A 20,955-nucleotide genomic window follows, 5' to 3' on the forward strand; every position below is an offset into this window, starting at 1 on the left:
ATAAATAAGGGGGATCTTCATGGCAGAACTTGTGTATCAAACAATTGGTCAATTGCTAGATGAACAATCTAAAAAGTATCCGCAAAATGAAGCATTGGTCTATACTGATAGGAATTTACGTATGACTTATGAGCAACTAAATCGTCAAGCTCGGCTAGTAGCAAGAGGTTTAATGGCTCTAGGCATTGAAAAGGGAGACCATATCGCAGTGTGGACGACGAATGTTCCTGAGTGGGTACAGCTTCAATTTGGTACAGGGAAGATGGGTGCTCCAATTGTAACGGTAAATACAAATTACCGTGCGAGTGAGCTGGAGTATCTATTGAAGCAATCTGATGCTAAAACGATTTTTTTAATTGAAAATTATCGAGACCATTCTTTTATCAATACACTGCAAGAGTTATGTCCAGAGCTTAAACATTGTGAACCAGGTAATTTGCAATCAAAGCGACTACCTTTATTAAAAAATGTTATTTTAATCGGTGAAACCAAATACCCCGGCATACTTAATTGGTCAGATGTTTTAACTGCTGCCGAGCAAGTAACTGAGGAACAATTAGATAAAAGAGAGCAAACCCTTCATTATGATGATGTCATTAATATTCAATATACGTCTGGTACAACAGGCTTTCCTAAGGGTGTAATGTTAACGCATTTTAACTTAGTCAACAATGCCGTCAACATTGCAGAGTGTATGCGTTTAACAGCAGAGGATCGTCTATGTATCCCAGTCCCCTTCTTCCATTGCTTTGGTTGTGTTATAGGCACATTAGCCATTACAACGAGTGGTGGAACAATGGTGCCAGTGCAGGAATTTTCACCTGAAGAGGTACTCAGAACAGTCCAGCAAGAGCGATGTACAGCACTACATGGTGTGCCAACAATGTTTATTAGTGAGCTGAATTTACCAAACTTTTCATCTTTTGATCTTTCAACATTGCGTACAGGGGTTATGGCAGGCTCTAACTGCCCGATTGAAGTGATGAAAGCTGTTATTGAGAAAATGGGCATGAAGGATATTACAATCTGCTATGGTCAAACAGAATCATCGCCAGTGATTACGCAAACAAGAACGGAAGATCCGTTAGTGTTGAAAGTAGAAACGGTTGGTAGAGCATTACCCAACTTAGAAGTGAAAATTGTTGTTCCTGGTACAACTGAGGAAGCTCAAACGAATGAACAAGGAGAGCTATGTACAAGGGGCTATCATGTGATGAAGGGCTATTATAAAAATCCAGAGGAAACAGCTCTTACTATCGATCACGATGGCTGGCTGCATACAGGGGATTTAGCAACAATGGATGAGGGCGGTTATGTCCGTGTTACAGGCCGTTTGAAGGATATGATTATTCGTGGCGGTGAAAACTTATATCCTCGCGAAATTGAGGAGTTCCTTTATACACATCCGAAAATTTCAGATGTACAGGTTGCTGGTGTCCCTGATCCTGTATATGGCGAGGAAGCGGCAGCGTGGATCATTTTAAAAGAAGGCGAGCAGGCAACAGAGCAAGAAATTCGAGATTATTGTCGGAACAAAATTTCTAGACATAAAATTCCGCGACATATTTTCTTTATTGATCACTATCCGATGACGGCATCTGGAAAAGTTCAAAAATATAAATTACGAGAAGATTTTGTGATGACCGTAAAGTAAGGAGGGACAGTAGAGATGTTCAAAAAGGTATTAATTGCAAATCGTGGGGAGATTGCTAGACGTGTCATCAGAACATGCAAGCGCCTAACTATTCCTACGGTTGCCATTTATTCAGAGGCAGATGGTGAAAGCTTACATGTGAAGGATGCAGATGAGGCTTACTGTGTAGGCAAGCCACCTGTTGCACAGAGCTATTTAAATATTGACCGTATTCTTGAAATTGCACATGAGAGTGGTGCAGAGGCTATCCATCCTGGCTATGGTTTACTATCAGAGAATGCAGAGTTTGCGAAGCGTTGTACAGAGGCAGGTTTCGTGTTTATCGGGCCAAGTGCTGATGTGATCGCTTCAATGGGCAGTAAATTAGAGGCACGTAAAACAATGAAAGCTGCTGGTGTCCCTATTGTTGAGGGTGTAGAAGCACCTGTAAAAGATGTAGCAGAAGCGACTGAAATTGCTGAGCGTTTAGGGTATCCAATTATGTTAAAAGCCTCTGCAGGCGGAGGCGGTATCGGTATGCAGCTAGTTGAAAATGCTGAGGAACTGGCTAAAGCTTTTGAGGGCAATCAAAAGCGTGCACAATCATTCTTTGGTGATGGCACGATGTATATGGAGCGGTTCATTGCTAATCCTCACCATGTCGAGGTGCAAATTATTGCAGATCATCAAGGCAATGTTGTTCCGTTATTTGAACGTGAATGCTCTATTCAACGGAGAAATCAAAAAGTGGTGGAAGAAGCACCATCACCGTTCATCTCACAAGAGACAAGAAATAAGATGCTAGAGGCGTCAGTGAAGGCTGCGAAACATATTGGCTATGTTAATGCTGGAACAATCGAATATTTGGTAGATAAAGATCAAAACTTTTACTTTTTAGAAATGAATACAAGATTACAGGTAGAGCATCCAGTGACAGAGGAAATTACGAAGCTTGATTTAGTAGAGGAGCAATTAAAAATAGCTGCAAAACAACCTCTTACATTTACGAAAGAAAGCATTACTAAAGAAGGACATGCGATAGAGGTGCGGATCTATGCTGAAAATCCTTCAACATTTTTCCCATCACCAGGTACCATTACAGCCCTTACATTACCAGCAGGTGAAGGGACTCGACATGAATGTGGTGTAGAAGCGGGCTCAGTGGTTACACCGTTTTATGACCCAATGATTAGTAAATTGGTTGTTTGGGGAGAAACAAGAGCTCTTGCCTGTGAAAGACTGATTCAAGCGCTTCAAGCATATAACATAGAGGGTATTCAAACAAATATTCCAATGCTATTGAAAACAGTTACACATGAGCAGTTTTTACAGGGTAATACAACAACTAAATTTGTCGAGCAGTATTATTTACCACAATTAACGGAAACAAAATAACACAATAAGGGCGTTTGTGCGAAAGTGCGAATGCATCATTAAACATTAGGAGTGGATAGTTATGGCAACAGTAAAAGCAAGCATGGCAGGGACAGTATGGAAAATCGTTGTAGCAGAGGGCGAGCAGGTGACAGCAGGGCAAGATGTAGCCATTTTAGAGTCGATGAAAATGGAAATTCCGATTGCAGCAGAAGAGGATGGCGTGGTAACAAAAATTATTGCCAATGAAGGGGACTTTATTAACGTCGATGATGATATTTTAGAAATTAACTAAGAGGAGGCCTCCTTATGCAGCTACCTAAGCATGTCATAATTAAAGAAGTTGGTCCCCGTGATGGCTTACAAAATGAAAAAATGCATATTTCAACCGTAGATAAAGTACAATTAGTAAATTTATTGAGTCAAACAGGATTAAATTATATTGAAGTGACATCGTTTGTGCATCCGAAATGGATTCCTCAATTGGCAGATGCAGTCGAGGTTCTGCAAGACATTAAAAGACATAAGGATATTACCTACGCGGCGCTTGTACCCAATATGCATGGCTTAGAACGTGCATTACAAGCTGAAGTAGATGAAGTAAGTATTTTTATGTCTGCTAGTGAAAGTCATAACAAAAGCAATATTAATAAAACAATTGACGAAACATTTCCTATTTTAGAGGAAGTAGTAGTGGGAGCGAAGGCTGCAAAGAAACATGTTCGAGGCTATATCTCAACGGTTATTGGCTGTCCCTATGAAGGGTATATACATCCTGACAAGGTGCTACGAGTAACGGAAAAATTATTGGAGATGGGTGTGGCTGAAGTATCACTTGGCGACACAATTGGTGTGGGCGTACCCACGCAGGTTGAATTTCTTTTAGAGGAATTACTAAAAAGATATCCCGCTGAAAAATTTGCCATGCATTTTCATGATACAAGAGGAACAGCCATTGCTAATATAATGACATCCTTAGAAATGGGTATTACCAAATTCGATAGTGCACTTGGTGGCTTAGGGGGTTGCCCGTATGCAAAGGGGGCATCGGGTAATGTAGCCACTGAAGATATGTTGTATTTATTTGATGAAATGGGTATTGAAACAGGAGTAGATCGTCAAAAGGTGCTAGAGGCAGCACTCTTTATTGAAGAGAAATTAGGCAAAGCTGTTGCATCAAAACAAATGGCTATTGTCCGCAATGAAAGGAGTGCAAATCAACGATGACACAACTCGTTCGTTTTGAATTACTAGAGGGTAGCAGTATCGGACTGATCACCCTTGCAAGACCAGAAGCCGCTAACGCTATGTCAGTTCAGTTACTTCGTGAGCTATCTGATACGCTTGATCAAATCAATGGAGATCCAGCAGTGCGCGTAGTCCTTCTAACAGGTGCAGGCGAAAAGGCATTTTGCGCAGGTGCTGATTTAAAAGAACGTAAGGGCATGTCTGATCGCCAAGTGAAGCAAATCGTGCAGCTGATTGGTGCTACTGTGGCAAAAGTTGAAACGCTTGCACAGCCTGTCATAGCAGTGCTAAATGGTGTTGCCTTTGGCGGAGGCTTAGAGTTGGCATTAGCTTGTGATTTACGAATTGCGACCACACATGTCAAGCTAGGCTTAACGGAAACATCGCTCGGTATTATTCCCGGTGCTGGGGGAACACAACGACTTCCACGTCTAATTGGTCTTGGCAAAGCAAAGGAATTAATTTATACAGCACGTAGATTAAATGCGGAAGAAGCCAAAGATTATGGCATCGTCGAGTATGTTTATGAAGGACATGAGGTAATGGAGAAGGCACAGCAGCTTGCACAGGAAATGGCAAAAAATGCACCGCTCTCTTTAGTGCAAGCCAAAGTTGCGATCAATCAGGGTGTTGAGGTAGATTTAGCTACTGGGTTAAAAATTGAATCACTTGCATATAGTGCATTGATCCCAACAGAAGACCGATTAGAGGGCTTGCTTGCCTTTCAAGAGAAGCGATCGCCACAATATTCAGGGAAATAAAGCACAAAAAATGATTTCGGTGTAATTGATTGGGCAAAGGGAGGAATTAAACATGAGCAATATCTCGACAGAAAATACGCCACCAACAATGAAAGATAAAATTCTAGCAGGTGGATTACCAAAATATCATGATAAAAATGCACAACAAGGTAAGCTATTTGTACGTGAGCGTCTTGAACTATTACTAGATGATGGTCTTCAATCAGAGGATGGGCTCTATGCAAACTGTTTAGCAGGGGATTTACCAGCAGATGGTGTTATCACAGGTATTGGTAAAATTCATGGTCGCACGGTTTGTGTGCTAGCCAATGATTCAACGATTAAAGCGGGCTCTTGGGGAAAACGCACGGTTGAAAAAATGATTCGCATTCAAGAAACCGCCGAAAAGTTGAATTGTCCATTACTCTATTTAGTGGATTCAGCAGGTGCGCGTATTACAGATCAGCTTGAAATGTTCCCTGGACGCAGAGGCGCAGGACGCATTTTCTATAACCAAGTCAAGCTATCAGGAAAAGTTCCGCAAATTTGTTTATTATTCGGTCCTTCGGCTGCAGGTGGTGCCTATATCCCTGCATTTTGCGATATCGTTGTGATGGTAGAAGGGAATGCTTCTATGTATTTAGGTTCTCCTCGTATGGCTGAAATGGTGATCGGGGAGAAAGTAGATTTAGAGACAATGGGCGGCGCAAAAATGCACTGTTCTGTTTCTGGCTGTGGAGATGTGCTTGTTAAAACAGAACAGGAGGCCATTGCCTATGCGCGTAAATATTTAGGCTATTTCCCTAATAACTATGCAGAACGTAGCAAGATAGAGATACCTAAACCGCCTGCTTCATTTGATAAATCTATTGAGGAATTAATTCCCCAAAATCAAAACGTCCCTTTTGATATGTATAAACTAATTGATCGCATTATTGACGAAGATTCGTTTTGTGAGGTTAAGAAATTATTTGCACCCGAATTAATTACAGGCCTTGCACGAATTAATGGACAATCAGTTGGCATTATCGCTAACCAACCACGCGTCAAGGGAGGCGTGCTATTCCATGATTCTGCTGATAAAGCGGCGAAATTTATTTCACTTTGTGATGCTTTCAATATCCCACTGTTATTCCTAGCAGACGTTCCAGGCTTTATGATTGGGACTCAGGTAGAAAAAGCTGGAATCATCCGTCATGGTGCGAAAATGATTTTTGCCATGAGTGAGGCAACGGTTCCAAAGATTACGGTGATCGTTCGTAAAGCATATGGTGCAGGTTTATATGCAATGGCAGGTCCAGCCTTTGAACCAGATTGCTGTATTGCCTTCAACAATGCACAAATTGCTGTTATGGGGCCAGAGGCTGCCGTTAACGCTGTCTATGCTAATAAAATTGCTGAGCTATCAAAAGAGGAGCAAGCAAACTTTATTGCAGAGAAGCGTAAAGAATACCAAGAGGAAATTGATGTATATCGCTTGGCATCAGAGCTGATTGTTGATGATGTCATTGCGCCAAATGATCTACGGAAGGTATTAGAAAATCGTTTAGAGCTTTATATGTCAAAATACTTACTATTCTCAGAGCGTAAGCATGGAGTAAATCCCGTATAAATAACGAGCTATAAGACTGTCTCTCACTAGTAGACGAGGCAGTCTTTTTTTGCTTAGCTACTTGCACAGTATAAGGCAGCATATTAAAATATGAGAAGAATACAGGGAAGTGGGTGTGAAGCTTGTCAAAAAATAACATAACGAATATGCAGGGTAATGCCAAGCTCCCATTACCATATCGAAATATAATTGATACATATTATTTGCCAATAAAGGTAATTGGCTGGATTTTATTTAGTATCTATTCATTTATAGCATTTTATAAATTAGTCATTGATCGCTTAGTGAATGTTGTTGTTTTATTGAAAGGTGATTATTCGATAGGAGACTTAGGCTTGTTCGATTATAGTAGCTGGCGACTCACTACAAATTTTGTTCCTTTTGAAACCATTCTTCGCTATATCAACTACTCTCACTATTTTAATTGGGATATTGTCTTGATTAATTTACTTGGCAACTTATTAATTTTCACCCCAATGGGTTTTTTATTGCCATTATTATCAAAGAAATTTCGAAAAGCTTGGAGTGTAATTGGCTTAGGATTCCTTTCTAGTCTTGCTGTAGAAACCATTCAATTTATTTTTACAGTCGGCTCGGCTGATATAGATGATTTAATTTTAAATACAATGGGCGCATGGCTTGGATTCATCGCTTATAAAAGTATATTAATTACACCAAGAAAATAAAAAAACAGTCTACTAAAGAGGCTGTTTTTTTAACCTCTATAAACATTATAAACAACGTATTAATGATAATATTTTTGTAGAATGCCGTATAAACACTATAAAAGAATATAAAAATGGTGGTTCTTTATGAGCCTTTATGCCTGTTTTTTTAAAAAGTAAGCATCTCTTTAGGCGGTTAGTCGCAAATTACACTTGAATTTAGTAAAGAAAATTCCGATAATGAGTGTACAGAAGCTGTTCAGATGGTATAGATATAGTAGTAGAAGGCGCGCATATAATATAAATAGAGAGATGAGGTGAAAAGCTATGAAAATATCCAGTTTAATAGCACAAGAAAAAATTTCATCGCAACAGAATCGTAAAAAAATTATGCATCGTAAAGAGGCAGGGGATGCCTATCGAAAAAATGCTATGTATTTCCAGCCAAAGAAAAATCCATTATTGCTTGAGCTAGAAAATTTACTACTAGGTCGAACTGATCAAAAGCTTTATGATCAACAGCAAGAAAATTCCAGCGAAGTCACACCTCAGCAACAAGCTATTATGCAAGATTTGCAGCAAACCGAAAAAAGTGTACGTGCACATGAACAGGCATATAAAGCTGAAAATAATGATAGTACCCAAACGTCAGCAGGTCCAGAGTCATCTGCCATAACTGGTCCAGAGCTAAATAATACACTGCAAATTTTAGAGCAGGTACGAAACGCAGCATTGGCATCCGATGCTCCTTCTTCTCAAGATTTACGTGTTGCAGCAAGCGCTGATGCTCAAATACAACATCTATTAAATGCCGAAGAGGGGGCAGAAGACATTGAACCTCCTTTTGTTTATGACACAATAGAAGTAAAGGTTCCCGAGCGTTTTTCAAAGGAATTGAAATTAGACCCATTTACAGATACAATTTTCGGTAAGAGCTATGAGAATGCCTTAAGATCAAATACCTTTAAATTTGCGTCTGAAAAATATGCATCTCATATTCAAATGACGAAAAATGGCTATCGACCAGACCAAGATTCAAAGTTTTCTTTGATAGCCTAATGCTGTAGATAGGAGATTGTGAATATGGCAAAGGCAAAGCATACGAAAACAAATGCAATTAGATTGTTAGAGCAGCAAAAAATTGATTTTGATGTAATCGAATACGAAATTGGAGACGGTCAAGTTGACGGTATATCCGTAGCTGAAAAGATTGGTCAGCCTGCTGCACGGGTGTTTAAAACATTAGTTGCAAAGACAAGCACACAAAAGTTATTTGTGTTTGTGATTCCTGTAGCCGAGGAGCTGGATTTAAAGGCAGCTGCAAAAGTAGTGGGAGAGAAGAAAATCGATATGTTGGCTGTTAAAGATTTGCTTGGCTACACGGGTTATGTGCGAGGCGGATGTTCGCCAGTAGGAATGAAGAAATTATACCCAACTGTCATTGATGTATCCGCAGAGCAGCAAGGAAGTATTATTGTAAGTGCTGGGAAAATTGGCATGCAAATACATGTACAATTAGCTGATTTAATGCAAATAACAAAAGCGCAATTAGCACAGATTACAGCTACCCATGACTAAATGGGTAGCTTTTCAGCGTAAGGGAGATCAAGCAAAATGAGTAAAGTAAAAAGCTGGCGTTGGGCATTTTTTATTGGAGGACTTATGGTGATGTCCTTAGGGATTTCCATGTCTATTAAAGGAAGAATTTTAGGGACAAGCCCATGGGATGTATTACATATTGGTTTATTTAAAAATTTCGGCTTAACGATTGGTACTTGGTCGATTTTAACAGGCCTATTTATTATCGTAACGACATCGATTATTTTACGAGAGATGCCAAAAATAGGAACATGGTTAAATATGCTCCTAATCGGTATGTTTATTGATATTTTTAATTGGCTATTACCATCTACAACTAACTATGGCTTACAAGTAACTTATTTTATAGTAGGATTATTTGTTTTAAGCTTTGGCTGTGGGATGTATATAGCGCCAAATATGGGAACAGGGCCTCGTGATACGTTGATGATGCTAATTGTCGAACGATTCGGTGGAACCATTAAAACAGCACGCATGGGTATGGAGATTATCGTGACGATGGTTGGTTGGCTACTAGGCGGTCCTGTTGGCGTAGGAACAATTATTATTGCGCTTGTATCAGGTTATATTGTGCAATACTCATTACCATATTGTCGTAAGATATTAATAAAGCACGCGGGGAATATTGAAGGTATATAGTTATTTATAGCACATCTACAAACGCTTTGTTGAATGAATTATTTTCAATTCAACAAGGCGTTTTTTTATAAACCTAAGAGTCAAAATAATTAGAAAATTTATCTTACATAGTGTCTAATGGCGAGAGAAGTGTTTTTCATTAAAGTAATAATTATAAAATTCAAAGAGGTGATAAGACGTGACAGTAGCTAAAGAAATCAAGCACACACCACCACGTGTAACCGTACAAAAAATGTATGTAAATGGAGAATGGGTAGAAGCTGTAAGTGGTGCAACGAAGGAAATTTTAAATCCTGCAACAGGGGAAGTATTAGCTGTTGTAACACATGGAGATGAACAGGATGCCAAGAAAGCGATTGATGCTGCATATACGCGTTTTTATCAATTAGAATGGCATAAATCTTATGCTCGTGAACGTGCCCAATATTTATTAAAAATTGCAGAAAAACTTGAAAGCCAAAAAGATGAAATTGCTTATATTGAAACATTGAATAATGGTAAAACATTGCGAGAGTCTTTAGGGGATGTGGAGGATGCTATTAATCAATTGCAATATTATGCAGGCATAGCGACAAAGCCATTGGGTGAGACATATGCAGTGCCAGATGAAATCCAAGCGATGACGGTGAAGGAGCCTGTTGGAGTTGTTGGCATTATTGTGCCATGGAACTATCCATTAGTCATGGCGAACCAAAAAATTGCAGCGGCATTTGCGGCTGGCTGTACAATAATTGTCAAGCCTGCCCAGAATACACCATTAAGCCTTATTAAATTATTTGAAATTATTGAAGAGGTTGGCGTACCAAAGGGTGTTGTAAATTTAGTGATGGGCTCAGGAAGCGCAGTCGGCAATGAGCTTGTAACGAATCCAAAGGTTGACAAAATTTCATTTACTGGTGGTACGGATACAGGTACACATTTAATGAAAAAGGCAGCAGATAGCATTAAAAATATTAGCTTGGAGCTAGGTGGAAAATCACCAAACGTTGTATTTGCAGATGCAGATTTTGAAACAGCTGTTGACTATGCTGCCTATGCAATTTTTGCAAACCAAGGACAAGTTTGTTCAGCGGGTTCACGCTTAATTTTAGATGAAGCTATTTACGAGCGCTTTGTGGAAGCACTTGTGGAAAAAACGATGCAAATTAAAATTGGTCCAGGCTGGAAAGAAGGCATCCATATGGGACCGTTAGTATCCGAGGAACATTTAAATACTGTACTTGAGTACGTGGAAATAGGGAAGCAAGAAGGTGCAACGCTTTTATATGGTGGCAAACGTTTAACAGAAGGCGAGTATGCAAAAGGGTACTTTATGGAGCCAGCCATTTTTACCAACACAAAACCTTCGATGCGCATTGTGCAAGAGGAAATTTTTGGGCCCGTATTAGTTATTCAAACGTTTAAAGATGAACAAGAAGCGATTGAATTGGCAAATGGCACTGAGTTTGGCTTAGCAGCAGCAGTATTTACGCAGGACGGTGCTAAAGCACAGCGCGTCATTCGTCAAATTCGCGCAGGCATTACATGGATTAATACGTATCATCCAACATTTAATGAAGCACCTTGGGGTGGCTATAAAAAGAGCGGTATCGGCCGTGACTTAGGGACATACGGCTTTGAAGAGTACTTAGAAGTTAAACAAATTAATATTAACTTAGATGTGAAGCCTAGCGATTTTTTTGAGTAGGGCTAGGAGGGATTTCATTGAGCTATGATGTTGTCGTAATTGGGGCAGGGGTAATCGGCACAAGTGTTGCTTACCATTTAGTGAAAAAGGGCTTTAAAGTAGCATTAGTTGAGCGTGGTGGCATAGCGGCTGGTACATCGAGTAGATGTGATGCTGTAGCATTAATTTGCGATAAAAAGCCAGGCATCGATACAGAAATTGGCTATCGAAGTATCCAATTATTCCAGGAGCTGGCGAAAGAATTGTCGGAAGATTTTGAGTTTAGTACACGAGGTAGCTTGTATGTATGCGAAACGGAGCAGGAAATGGCGATCGCTAAAGACTATGTTCAGCAACAAGTAAATAATGGATATTTTATGAAAATGATGGATAATCAAGAAATATTAGAAATCGAGCCTTATTTAGCAAAGGATTTAGTTGGTGGGATTTGGACAGAGGTCGATTCTACGATGAATCCCTATAAATTATGCTTTGCATTTGTTGCGGAAGCACAAAAAATGGGCTTAGATTTATTTGATTATCATGAAGTCATTGATATTGAGCTAAATGAGAAAAAAGAAGTGCAGGCTGTGCTAACAGATCGCGGAAAAATTAAAACGAAAAATGTTGTCAATTGCGCAGGCGTATGGTCACCGATTATTTCTGAATATGTCAATATCCCGATACCAATTAAGCCAAGAAAGGGACTTGTACTTGTATCAGAAATTACATCACTGTCGTTAGCCAAACAAAAAGTGCACGAGTTTGGCTATATGCTTTCTAAATTTGAGGATATTGATTATCAGCGCAATGTAAGTGAGCTTGTAGCAAGCCATAATGTTGCCTTTACAATTGAGCCTACAGAAGTAGGAAATTATTTAGTAGGAGGACATCGGGCATTTAAAGGCTATGATATTTCATCAGAAATCGATGTCATGAAAGCGATTGCAGAGCGAGCTGTACGCTTTATTCCAAAGCTAGCAGATATTCAATGTATAAGAGCCTATGCAGGTATTCGTCCATGGGTGGAGGACCATCTACCAATAGTATCTGGTGTAGAAAGTGTACCAGGCTACTATATTGCAAGTGGACATGAAGGGGACGGCATTAGTATGTCACCGATCACAGGAAGAATGGTCGCGCAAATTCTTGCAAATGAGCCAACAGATTTTAATATTGATCGTTTAAATTACAATCGTTATTTAAAAACAACCGTTTAGGAGGAATAAATTATGTATAAACCAACAGGAATGATTCCAGCAGTACCAACACCATTTGATGTGAATGAGCAGTTTGATAAAAAGGAGTATAGGAAATTAATTGAATCATTAATTGAGGCAGGTATGCATTGTTTATTAACAGATGGTAGTACAGGTGAATATTCTTTAATGAGCTTAGAGGAGCGTAAGGAAGTAATCGCAACGGCGTGCCAAGTAGCAGACGGTCGTGTACCAATTATGGCTGGCACAAGCTGTGCGCGTACAGAGGATACAATCGCCTTAACAAAATTTGCGGAAGAAGCAGGGGCAGATTGTGCTTTAATCATTACACCTTATTATATGAAAACATCTGAACAGGGCATTATCGATTACTATACAGCGATTGCGGAAAGCGTATCCATTGGTATTGTTATTTATCATTACCCAGGTGCGACAAATGTGGAATTAAGCCCGCAGCTTATTCACCGTTTAAGCCAAATTCCTGGCATCGTCGGTGTGAAAAATACAACGGATCAGGAGCATACATGTAAAGTAATTGCTTTAGTACAGGACAATCCTAACTTCGCAGTGCTAACAGGCTATGAGCATTTAATTTTACCAACATTAGCTGTTGGAGGAGATGGCGCAACGGGTATTGTGCATAATTTAATCCCGCATGAAATTGTGAAACTATACAATTTATTTAAAGAAAATAAAATTGCAGAAGCGATTGCTTTAAACAAAAAATTAGCACCTTTATATGATTATGTGGAGCAGGAGCCTTCTCCAGGTCCTGTAAAGGCAGGCTTAGAGGTGTTAGGCTATGAATCGGTCTATGTTCGTAAACCACTTGTTCCAACTACAGATGAATTAAAGGCAAAAATCGAAGGGATACTGCAAGAGCTTGGGAAGCTGGTGGCAAAATGATAGAAAGCGGACAACATAGAATAGACCTTACAGCAGGCTACTTTGATCCATCCAAGCAAACGGAGATTAACATGCCAAAAGGGAAATATGTAAGTGGCTATGCTGTAGGAATTCTCTTTTTAGATGAATGTTGGTATCCGATTCTTCCAGGCAATGTGGCAAACTTAACAACCTATAACTTTCCAGTTGTGCTAAAGGTTGTGGATAATTGCACACAGGAGCGCATTCATCGTGGTGATCCAACATTGGAGCAGGATATTATTCGTGCAGCGCAAGAGCTAGAGCGTTATGGGGCAAAAGCTATTTGTGCAGCCTGTGGATTTTTTGGTAACTATCAAAAGGCTGTTGCTGAAGCGGTCAACATCCCTGTGTTTTTATCGAGCGTTATTCAATTACCGTGGATTAGCAGTGGCTTAAAGTCTTCACAGAAAATTTTAATGCTAACAGCGGATGCAAATGGCATTACAGACCATGTTTTGGACAACTGTCAGGCACTAGCTTTGAAAGATCGTATTGTTATCAAAGATTTATATCATCTACCTGAATTTTCAGCTATTGTGCAAAGTAGAGGCTATTTTGATAATGAACAAGTAAAGGTAGAGGTGCTTGGTGCATTAGCAGAGGCATTAGAGGCTGATCCCGCAATCGGAGCGATTTTGCTAGAATGTAGCGATTTACCACCATATGCCTATGCGATTCAGCAATACAGTCAGTTACCTGTTTATGACTTTATAAGCATGATTAACTGGGTACATCAATCACAAAGTCAAAAACCGTATGTAGGCTTTATTTAACCATATAGTAGATGCGAAAATTCACTCTTAGTATAGAAGGTGGAATTTTCGCATCTCGTTCATTTGATGAGGAATAGTAGGTGAATATACCAATGAAATATGAAAATCCAACAATCATCTGTAGGTGTGAAAATATCACGTTAGAAGAAATTGAACAGGTCGTTTCTACATTTCGTTCTTCTGTAAGGGAAGTAAAGATGCGAACAAGAGCAGGTATGGGATCTTGTGGTGGACGAATTTGTAAATGCCTAGTGGAGCAAATTGTTACTGAATATAATGCACATTCATTAGATCATATAGAGCAAAAAGTACAAATTCGTCCGCCTGTTCGTCCCATTTCATTTGGAGAGCTAGGTGATTTATATGAAAAATAATAATCATTTACGTGTTTTAGAACATCCTGTTTTAGGAGCTGTAAAAGTAAAGAGCATTCACTTTAATTTTAATGGTCGGCAAATTGCAGCAATGGAAGGCGATACGATTGCATCTGCACTAATGGCAAATGACATTAAAAATTTCCGTCAAGTAAATCCGCAGGCTCAAAATAGAGGAATTTACTGTAATATTGGTCATTGTTTTGAATGCCGTGTGCAAATAGAAAATGATGTTACGGTACGAGCATGCTTAACAAAAGTATATGATGGCATGCAAGTAAGCTCCATTATTCAAAATAAGTAGGTGATTGGCGTGTATGATTTGGTGATTATTGGCGCTGGGCCAAGTGGATTAGAGGCAGCCATTCAGGCAAGTAAGCAAGGTGTAAAAACATTAATAATTGATGAATTTTATCGTGCTGGAGGCAGGCTTTTAGGGCAGCTACATCAGGAGCCAAATGGTGAATGGGTAAATGGTTTAGCGATTGCAGAGAATTTAATAAATGAGGCAAAGGCATTCAACATCCAATTTAAATTAGAAGCTAGCGTTGTACATTTAGAAAAAAGCGATAATGGTTGGATCATTTATACAAATAAAGGTGTATATAAAACAAAAGCATTGCTATTAGCAACAGGGGCTACTGAAAAAACAATTGCTCTACCAGGAAATACATTGCCAGGTGTTATATCAATTGGCGCAGCACAAGTTTTAGGGAATGTGAATCGTGTATTACCAGGCAAGCGTGGTATTATTATAGGGGTGAATCCTTTGACGATGGCGATTGCAAGAGAATTGCAATTATGCGGAGGCAATTTAGAAGGAATTTATTTACCACCAAAGAATATTATTAATAAACAGGATAGCCAACCGCTAGAAATTATGCAGCGCATGATGGGCTTAGGAAATTTAGCACCTTCAATGCTTATGCGTATTGGTAGTAAATTTGTTCCGCCTAAATTAGCGATCCAATTTTATCCGAAAAATGGCATGAAGGTTTGGGGTATTCCTATTTATATGCGGAAAGTTGTGACGCGTATTATCGGAAAAACGCAGGTAGAGGCTATCGAAGTACAGCATGTCGATATTGAAGGTAATGCGATTGGTAATCCTGAGTTTGTTCCTGTTGATTTTGTTTGTTTATCTGGTGGGTTACGGCCATTGATCGAATTAGCAGAGCTAGCCGGCTGTGATGTACTGCATAAAGAGGCGCTAAGTGGTGCTGTGCCATTACATAGCGAAAGTATGGAAACGAAGCAATCAGGTTTGTTTTTAAGTGGTAATATAACAGGTGTGGAAAGTGCAAAAGTGGCAAGGGCACAGGGAAAAGTAGCAGGACAAGCAATTGTAAATTATCTTCAACCAGCAATCGATCCAAATAAGGAGCTGCTCAATCGTTTAGCAGTTGGTGTGAAAAAGGCTCGCCAAGAAGCACTTATCCAGTTTAAACCAAATATCGAACAAGTACGTTCAACGGTTTATCATCAATATAAACATGGCTAAGTGAAGGAGATTATTACATGAAAGAAACCTTAGTAATACTAGCACATCCAAATTTAGAAACATCTACGATTAATAGACGATGGAAAGAAGCAATTGAACAGCAGCTACCTAACGTGGAAATTCGCGATTTATATAGCTTGTACGGTCAAAATTTTCAAATTGACGTGCAAGCAGAGCAGGAAGCCTGTGAACAAGCAGAGCGTATTGTATGGCAATTCCCATTTTATTGGTATAGCTGCCCGCCATTGTTAAAGAAATGGTTTGATGATGTATTAACGGATCAATGGGCATACGGAAAAGATGGCGATCGTTTACATGGCAAGGAGCTCTTATTAGCTTTTAGCACAGGTAGTGGAGCAGAAAGATATCATCGAGAGGGTAGAAATAAGTATACAGTCGAGGAATTGATCTTTCCGTTTCGTGCTACCTCCAATTTAATTGGAACTACTTTTTTACCACCTTACTATTTCAATGGAGCCTATGTTGCGACAGAAGAGGATATTCAAACATCCATAGCACACTACATGGAAAGGTTAAGAATGTAGATTATATTTTACCTAAGATTTTTAGTATAATAAGTGTGAAACAGCAAATATAAGCCATGTGAACAAAAAATCACATGGCTTATTATAGTTAAAAAGGGTAGAGCGGACTTTGAATAGTATTTAGCAAAGAGTAAAAGCAATATTCAAATTATCTTTCTAAGAGGACAAAGGGGAGCTTTATATGAAAGGTTTATTGACAATTGAATCAATTTTGCATACGAAGGATTTTAAAAATGCTAAATTGATAGGGGGACATACTGGGATTTTAAAGTCTGTGAGCTGGGTACATATTTCTGAATCACCCCATCTTGGTGATTATCTCAATGGAGGTGAACTCATTTTATGTACAGGGCTGGGCTGGCAAGAGAATGAGGAAATGTTTGTCACCGTTATCAAGAAAGCGATTGCAGCAGGAGCCTCAGGAATTTGTATTGAATTAGGACAATTTACGTTTCATATACCTCAAGCTGTTATTGATCTTGCGAATGAGGAAGGCTTTCCAGTGATTATTTTCCAAGAGCTAGTGAAATTTTTAGATGTTAGTCGCAATATCAATATTCATATTATTCAAAGCCGTTATAATGTCTTGACCGAGCTAGAGGAGTATTCTAAGCTTTTAAACGAGGTGTTGCTTTCAAATACGCCTTATCAAAAGATGATTGATACTCTTTGTTTAACCATTAAAAGGTCTGTTGCATTTGAAATGATGAATACTGAACCAATCATATCCTTTTATAAAACATTAGATAAGCAAACATTTAAGAAAAGTGTCGCAGAAGCCAGTGAATCCATTTCTTCATTTCCAATTGAGCTATTAGATAATCAATATGGCGTGTTATATGTAGATGGATCATTGGATGCTTTATCTGAAATGGATAGCTCGATTGTTAAAAGAACTGTTCAAACTTTAGGTCAGCTCATTTTCCGAGATATATATTCAAACGATCATCATATGGAAGTACCAGACTGGATCAAGGACTGGATACTAGGTACAATTGGTGCAGATCAATTAATGATTAATTTAAAAAAGTTAAATTTAGATAAGGATGTTTCTGAATTTATTGTCATTATGATTGATAGCCCAGATGCTCAATTTTTGAAAGATGAATTTAAATATTTATCAATATTTTTAAAATCTCAATTCAAAGCGATCGGTATTGATTTATTACCATTTATATATAATCATCAACTCACATGTATTTTATTTACCTATAAAGATTGGAACAGGGTAGATATCGTTAATATTTTGGAGAGAATAGAAGATTATTTTAAAAAGAAGCAGCAATCCCTAAAAGCTGCCATAGGTCGTCCCGTTCAATCATTATATAAATTATCTTTAGCCTATAAAACAGCAAATGAAGTCATGTTTTTCCATAATACAATGTATAAACAAACGCTTTTATTTTATCAAGATATTTATATTTATCGATTAATTTATCCTCTCTATGAAAAAGGGATACTAGAAGATTATATGCTCGATCATTTAGGACCTGTGATTGATTATGACTATCAGTTTAACTCTAATTTAATTGAAACGTTACGAGTATACCTTTATAACAACTGCTCAAAAAAAGTAACAGCCACCGCTCTTCATATTGTTAGACAATCATTATATTATCGTTTAGATAGAATGAAGGAGTTAATCGGTGAAGATTTCGATGAATTTCCAAAGAAAACAGCTTTGGAGACAGCCTTAGTAGCATTAGATTTTTTAAATGCCATTGGGTATGACTGGAAGTATTCAAAAAAGAAAATTACTTGAAATTGGCGATTAGTCACTTATAACAATAGTAAATCTTCTTCAAAGAAGTTGTGGATAGCTTCTTTGAAGAAGATTTTTTTTATTATACCACTGGGACTTTTTCCCGTTCAATATTTTCGGATTCTTGTTGTTCTATCGTTCTTTTTTGCTCGAGTTCTTCCCAATAATCAGCATTTTTAATATTTAATAAGCCTGGTCGGAAAATAGGGTCTTCTCCATTTTTCTTTTGTTGTTCATAATCTTTGAGTACTTTTATTGCCGTTTTAGCAAGTAGCACGATTGCAATCATATTAACCCAGCCCATTAAACCTACACCTAAATCAGCAAGTCCCCAAATTAATGTAGCTGAATTAACAGAGCCAAATACGACCATAAATAGGAAGCTGAATTTAGCGATATAGTCTAAAGAGTTTCCTTTAATAGAAAGTGTACTTTTTAGATAGACGAGATTTGTATCCATTTTGTAGAAGTATGTGATTAATGTTGTAAAGCAGAATAGGAATAAAGATGCCGTCATAAAATATTTTCCAAAAGAGCCGATCACCGTTGATATGGCAAATTGCGTATATAGCTCAGGTCCAGCATTTGGTAAGCTTGAAACGATTGCTGTACCGTCTGCACCAGTAACATTATACATGCCCGTAATTAAGATCATAAAGGCAGTTGCTGTACAAATCAATAGTGTATCAAGATATACTGAAAACGCTTGCACTAAACCTTGCTTTGCAGGATGTGAAACATTAGCCGCACCTGATTCAAATGTTTCAGAACCGAGACCAGCTGCATTAGAGAATACACCACGTTGTACCCCTTTAGCAATGGCGAGACCTAATAGACCGCTAAACGTAGCATTCAGATTGAAAGCGCTTGAAATAATTAAGGAAAACATTGCTGGAATTTCAGAAATATTAAAGGCTAAAATAATTATGCAAATTGACATATAGCCAAAAGCCATAAACGGTACGAGAAACTCAGATACTGTAGCAATACGTTTAACCCCACCAAAAATAATAACAGCAATCAACATGGCTAATAAAATCCCTGTAACGAGTGGTGAAATATTGAATGTACTTTGAACTGTTAAAGCAATTGTATTTGCCTGTGTCGTTGGCCAAAGAATACCAATGGCAACTGTTAAAATGATAGCCGCTGCAATTGCAAGCCATTTCATATTTAAGCCTTTATGAATATAGTAAGGAACACCTCCACGATATTCACCATTTATCTTACTTTTATAAACCTGTGTTAATGTAATTTCAATAAACGAAGTGGCACTACCTAAAAACCCTGTAACCCACATCCAAAAGACTGCACCAGGTCCCCCTAAACTAATGGCTAGTGCTACCCCCACAATATTTCCTGTTCCTACCCGACTTCCTAATGACATGGCTAATGCTTGAAAAGATGAAATGCCAGCGTTGTCATCATTTTTTTCAAAAAGTAATGCTACCATGTCTTTAATACGCCTTACTTGCACAAATTTCATTAAGATTGTAAATATAAGCCCAGCTGTTAAAAAGAGAAATATAAGCACATTACCCCAAACAACCCCGTTTATAGCGTTAATAACTTCTAACATACATTACCACCCCTTGATAATTTTCGAAAAATCAGAATATTGTGTTCAGTATATAGGAAATAAAGATTCTTTCATTTAGACAGAGTGTAATGTTCTTTGAAATGAAATTTTTAACTTTGTGTCAGTTGTTTGAAGAATGGTAGATTTAGAAAAATTAATTCATAGTCGAGTTAATTATAGTATTTTATAAGGTTAAATGTTATTTGAGCTTATGTAAATAACGAAGCTTTAATTTTATGCACAATGTCTAATGCATGGTTTTAGTAAATAGACTATTCTTTTATCTAATTAATGGGGAGGAGATTTTATATGGATGCTCAAGTGGTAGTTATTACAGGTGCAGGAAGTGGTTTAGGTGCTTCTTTAGCCAAGAGGTATTATGGTTTAGGCTATTACGTATGTTTATTAGGACGTACTCGAACTAAACTTCTTAAAATAGCAAAATCATTTGATGATCGTTACGCAATTTATGAAATGGATGTTTCTTCAAAAAGCGATGTGACCAAAGTGATACAAGCCATTAAGCAGGAAGTTGGACCAATTGATATATTTATCAATAATGCTGGTGTAGGAGATTTTGATAGCGCTGAAAGTATAAGTGAACAAGCTGTTCATCAAATGATCGATATTAATTTAAAAGGTACGATTTTTTGTACGCAAGAAGTAGTAAAAGATATGAAGAAAAGAGATCAGGGCTGCATCATCAATATTATTTCTTTATCAGGAAAAAGGGGGAAAATAAATGAGTCCGTTTATAGTGCTAGCAAGTTTGGTGCGCGAGGATTTACTGAAAGCTTAGCACTTGAGCTGGAGCAGACAAACGTTAAAGTATTCGGGGCATATATGGGAAATATGAAAACAGAATTATGGGAGGGTGCTAGGGCAGAAGAAATCTATATGGACCCAGATGATGTAGCAGATATTATTATTGAAAATACGAGAGCAAGAAAAAATATATCAATGGAAGAGATTATTATTAAAAATAACAAATATAAATGAAGATATTGAGAGGATTCTAGTAGCAAGTCAAGGAGAAATAGCCATTATAAGAACAATTAATATAGAAGAAACTATAAAAGTATTAGTAGCATAAATGTT

At 38.1% G+C, this 20,955-nt stretch carries 21 protein-coding genes; 20 read left to right on the forward strand and 1 reads right to left on the reverse strand.

The features are described 5' to 3' along the window. The first annotated feature begins 19 nt into the window (after nucleotides 1–19). From MHB44_RS02730 to MHB44_RS02820, 19 genes are all read left to right on the forward strand, one after another. On the forward strand, nucleotides 20–1,654 hold the full coding sequence (locus MHB44_RS02730; protein ID WP_341301491.1) for an AMP-binding protein: 1,635 nt from the start codon (nucleotides 20–22) through the stop codon (nucleotides 1,652–1,654). Nucleotides 1,655–1,669: 15 nt separating this feature from the next. Further along, entirely contained in the window at nucleotides 1,670–3,028 is a 1,359-nt protein-coding gene (locus tag MHB44_RS02735; protein WP_341301492.1) for an acetyl-CoA carboxylase biotin carboxylase subunit, read from the forward strand. A 61-nt stretch (nucleotides 3,029–3,089) separates the two neighbouring features. Then, nucleotides 3,090–3,302 (forward strand): acetyl-CoA carboxylase biotin carboxyl carrier protein subunit, encoded by a 213-nt coding sequence (locus MHB44_RS02740; protein WP_341301493.1) that lies wholly within the window; start codon nucleotides 3,090–3,092, stop codon nucleotides 3,300–3,302. A 14-nt stretch (nucleotides 3,303–3,316) separates the two neighbouring features. Beyond that, nucleotides 3,317–4,234: a hydroxymethylglutaryl-CoA lyase gene (locus tag MHB44_RS02745; protein WP_341301494.1), complete on the forward strand. Its 918-nt coding sequence runs from the start codon at nucleotides 3,317–3,319 to the stop codon at nucleotides 4,232–4,234. Further along, nucleotides 4,231–5,016, forward strand: coding sequence for an enoyl-CoA hydratase (locus MHB44_RS02750; RefSeq protein WP_341301495.1), 786 nt, complete (start codon nucleotides 4,231–4,233; stop codon nucleotides 5,014–5,016). The genes MHB44_RS02745 and MHB44_RS02750 overlap by 4 nt, the downstream gene beginning before the upstream one ends. A 52-nt stretch (nucleotides 5,017–5,068) precedes the next feature. Next, nucleotides 5,069–6,607, forward strand: coding sequence for an acyl-CoA carboxylase subunit beta (locus MHB44_RS02755; RefSeq protein WP_341301496.1), 1,539 nt, complete (start codon nucleotides 5,069–5,071; stop codon nucleotides 6,605–6,607). A gap of 122 nt (nucleotides 6,608–6,729) precedes the next feature. After that, nucleotides 6,730–7,293, forward strand: a complete 564-nt coding sequence (locus tag MHB44_RS02760; protein WP_341301497.1) for a VanZ family protein — start codon at nucleotides 6,730–6,732, stop codon at nucleotides 7,291–7,293. Nucleotides 7,294–7,599: 306 nt separating this feature from the next. Next, nucleotides 7,600–8,331 carry a hypothetical protein gene (locus MHB44_RS02765; protein ID WP_341301498.1) on the forward strand — a complete coding sequence of 244 codons (732 nt, stop codon included), beginning with the start codon at nucleotides 7,600–7,602 and terminating at the stop codon, nucleotides 8,329–8,331. Between the two features lie 24 nt (nucleotides 8,332–8,355). Next, entirely contained in the window at nucleotides 8,356–8,850 is a 495-nt protein-coding gene (gene ybaK, locus MHB44_RS02770; RefSeq protein WP_341301499.1) for a Cys-tRNA(Pro) deacylase, read from the forward strand. Between the two features lie 36 nt (nucleotides 8,851–8,886). Continuing rightward, nucleotides 8,887–9,510, forward strand: a complete 624-nt coding sequence (locus tag MHB44_RS02775; RefSeq protein ID WP_341301500.1) for a YitT family protein — start codon at nucleotides 8,887–8,889, stop codon at nucleotides 9,508–9,510. Nucleotides 9,511–9,742: 232 nt separating this feature from the next. Continuing rightward, the gene (locus MHB44_RS02780) at nucleotides 9,743–11,197 is read left to right on the forward strand and encodes an aldehyde dehydrogenase family protein (RefSeq protein ID WP_341302909.1); all 1,455 of its coding nucleotides are present in this window, start codon (nucleotides 9,743–9,745) and stop codon (nucleotides 11,195–11,197) included. A gap of 17 nt (nucleotides 11,198–11,214) precedes the next feature. Next, a complete protein-coding gene (locus MHB44_RS02785; RefSeq protein WP_341301501.1) occupies nucleotides 11,215–12,396 on the forward strand; it encodes an FAD-dependent oxidoreductase in 1,182 nt (393 codons plus the stop codon). 12 nt (nucleotides 12,397–12,408) lie between these two features. Beyond that, on the forward strand, nucleotides 12,409–13,302 hold the full coding sequence (gene dapA / locus MHB44_RS02790; RefSeq protein ID WP_341301502.1) for a 4-hydroxy-tetrahydrodipicolinate synthase: 894 nt from the start codon (nucleotides 12,409–12,411) through the stop codon (nucleotides 13,300–13,302). After that, entirely contained in the window at nucleotides 13,299–14,096 is a 798-nt protein-coding gene (locus MHB44_RS02795; RefSeq protein WP_341301503.1) for an aspartate/glutamate racemase family protein, read from the forward strand. Before dapA ends, MHB44_RS02795 begins: the two co-directional genes overlap by 4 nt. A gap of 80 nt (nucleotides 14,097–14,176) precedes the next feature. Then, on the forward strand, nucleotides 14,177–14,470 hold the full coding sequence (locus MHB44_RS02800; RefSeq protein WP_341301504.1) for a (2Fe-2S)-binding protein: 294 nt from the start codon (nucleotides 14,177–14,179) through the stop codon (nucleotides 14,468–14,470). Beyond that, a complete protein-coding gene (locus tag MHB44_RS02805) occupies nucleotides 14,460–14,774 on the forward strand; it encodes a (2Fe-2S)-binding protein (protein ID WP_341301505.1) in 315 nt (104 codons plus the stop codon). The genes MHB44_RS02800 and MHB44_RS02805 overlap by 11 nt, the downstream gene beginning before the upstream one ends. 9 nt (nucleotides 14,775–14,783) lie before the next feature. Continuing rightward, the gene (locus MHB44_RS02810; RefSeq protein ID WP_341301506.1) at nucleotides 14,784–15,971 is read left to right on the forward strand and encodes an FAD-dependent oxidoreductase; all 1,188 of its coding nucleotides are present in this window, start codon (nucleotides 14,784–14,786) and stop codon (nucleotides 15,969–15,971) included. 17 nt (nucleotides 15,972–15,988) lie between these two features. After that, complete coding sequence (locus tag MHB44_RS02815; RefSeq protein WP_341301507.1) at nucleotides 15,989–16,516, forward strand: NAD(P)H-dependent oxidoreductase; 528 nt, start codon at nucleotides 15,989–15,991, stop codon at nucleotides 16,514–16,516. Nucleotides 16,517–16,697: 181 nt separating this feature from the next. Beyond that, nucleotides 16,698–18,278, forward strand: a complete 1,581-nt coding sequence (locus MHB44_RS02820; protein ID WP_341301508.1) for a PucR family transcriptional regulator — start codon at nucleotides 16,698–16,700, stop codon at nucleotides 18,276–18,278. 82 nt (nucleotides 18,279–18,360) lie between these two features. On the opposite strand, the gene MHB44_RS02825 is transcribed toward MHB44_RS02820, so the two are convergent. Then, the gene (locus MHB44_RS02825) at nucleotides 18,361–19,857 is read right to left on the reverse strand and encodes an alanine/glycine:cation symporter family protein (protein WP_341301509.1); all 1,497 of its coding nucleotides are present in this window, start codon (nucleotides 19,855–19,857) and stop codon (nucleotides 18,361–18,363) included. Between the two features lie 309 nt (nucleotides 19,858–20,166). Between MHB44_RS02825 and MHB44_RS02830 the strand changes: the two genes are divergently transcribed. Beyond that, a complete protein-coding gene (locus MHB44_RS02830) occupies nucleotides 20,167–20,856 on the forward strand; it encodes an SDR family oxidoreductase (RefSeq protein ID WP_341301510.1) in 690 nt (229 codons plus the stop codon). The last annotated feature ends 99 nt before the right edge of the window (nucleotides 20,857–20,955 follow it).

The organism is Lysinibacillus sp. FSL H8-0500 (assembly GCF_038051955.1).
GTDB lineage: Bacteria > Bacillota > Bacilli > Bacillales_A > Planococcaceae > Lysinibacillus > Lysinibacillus macroides.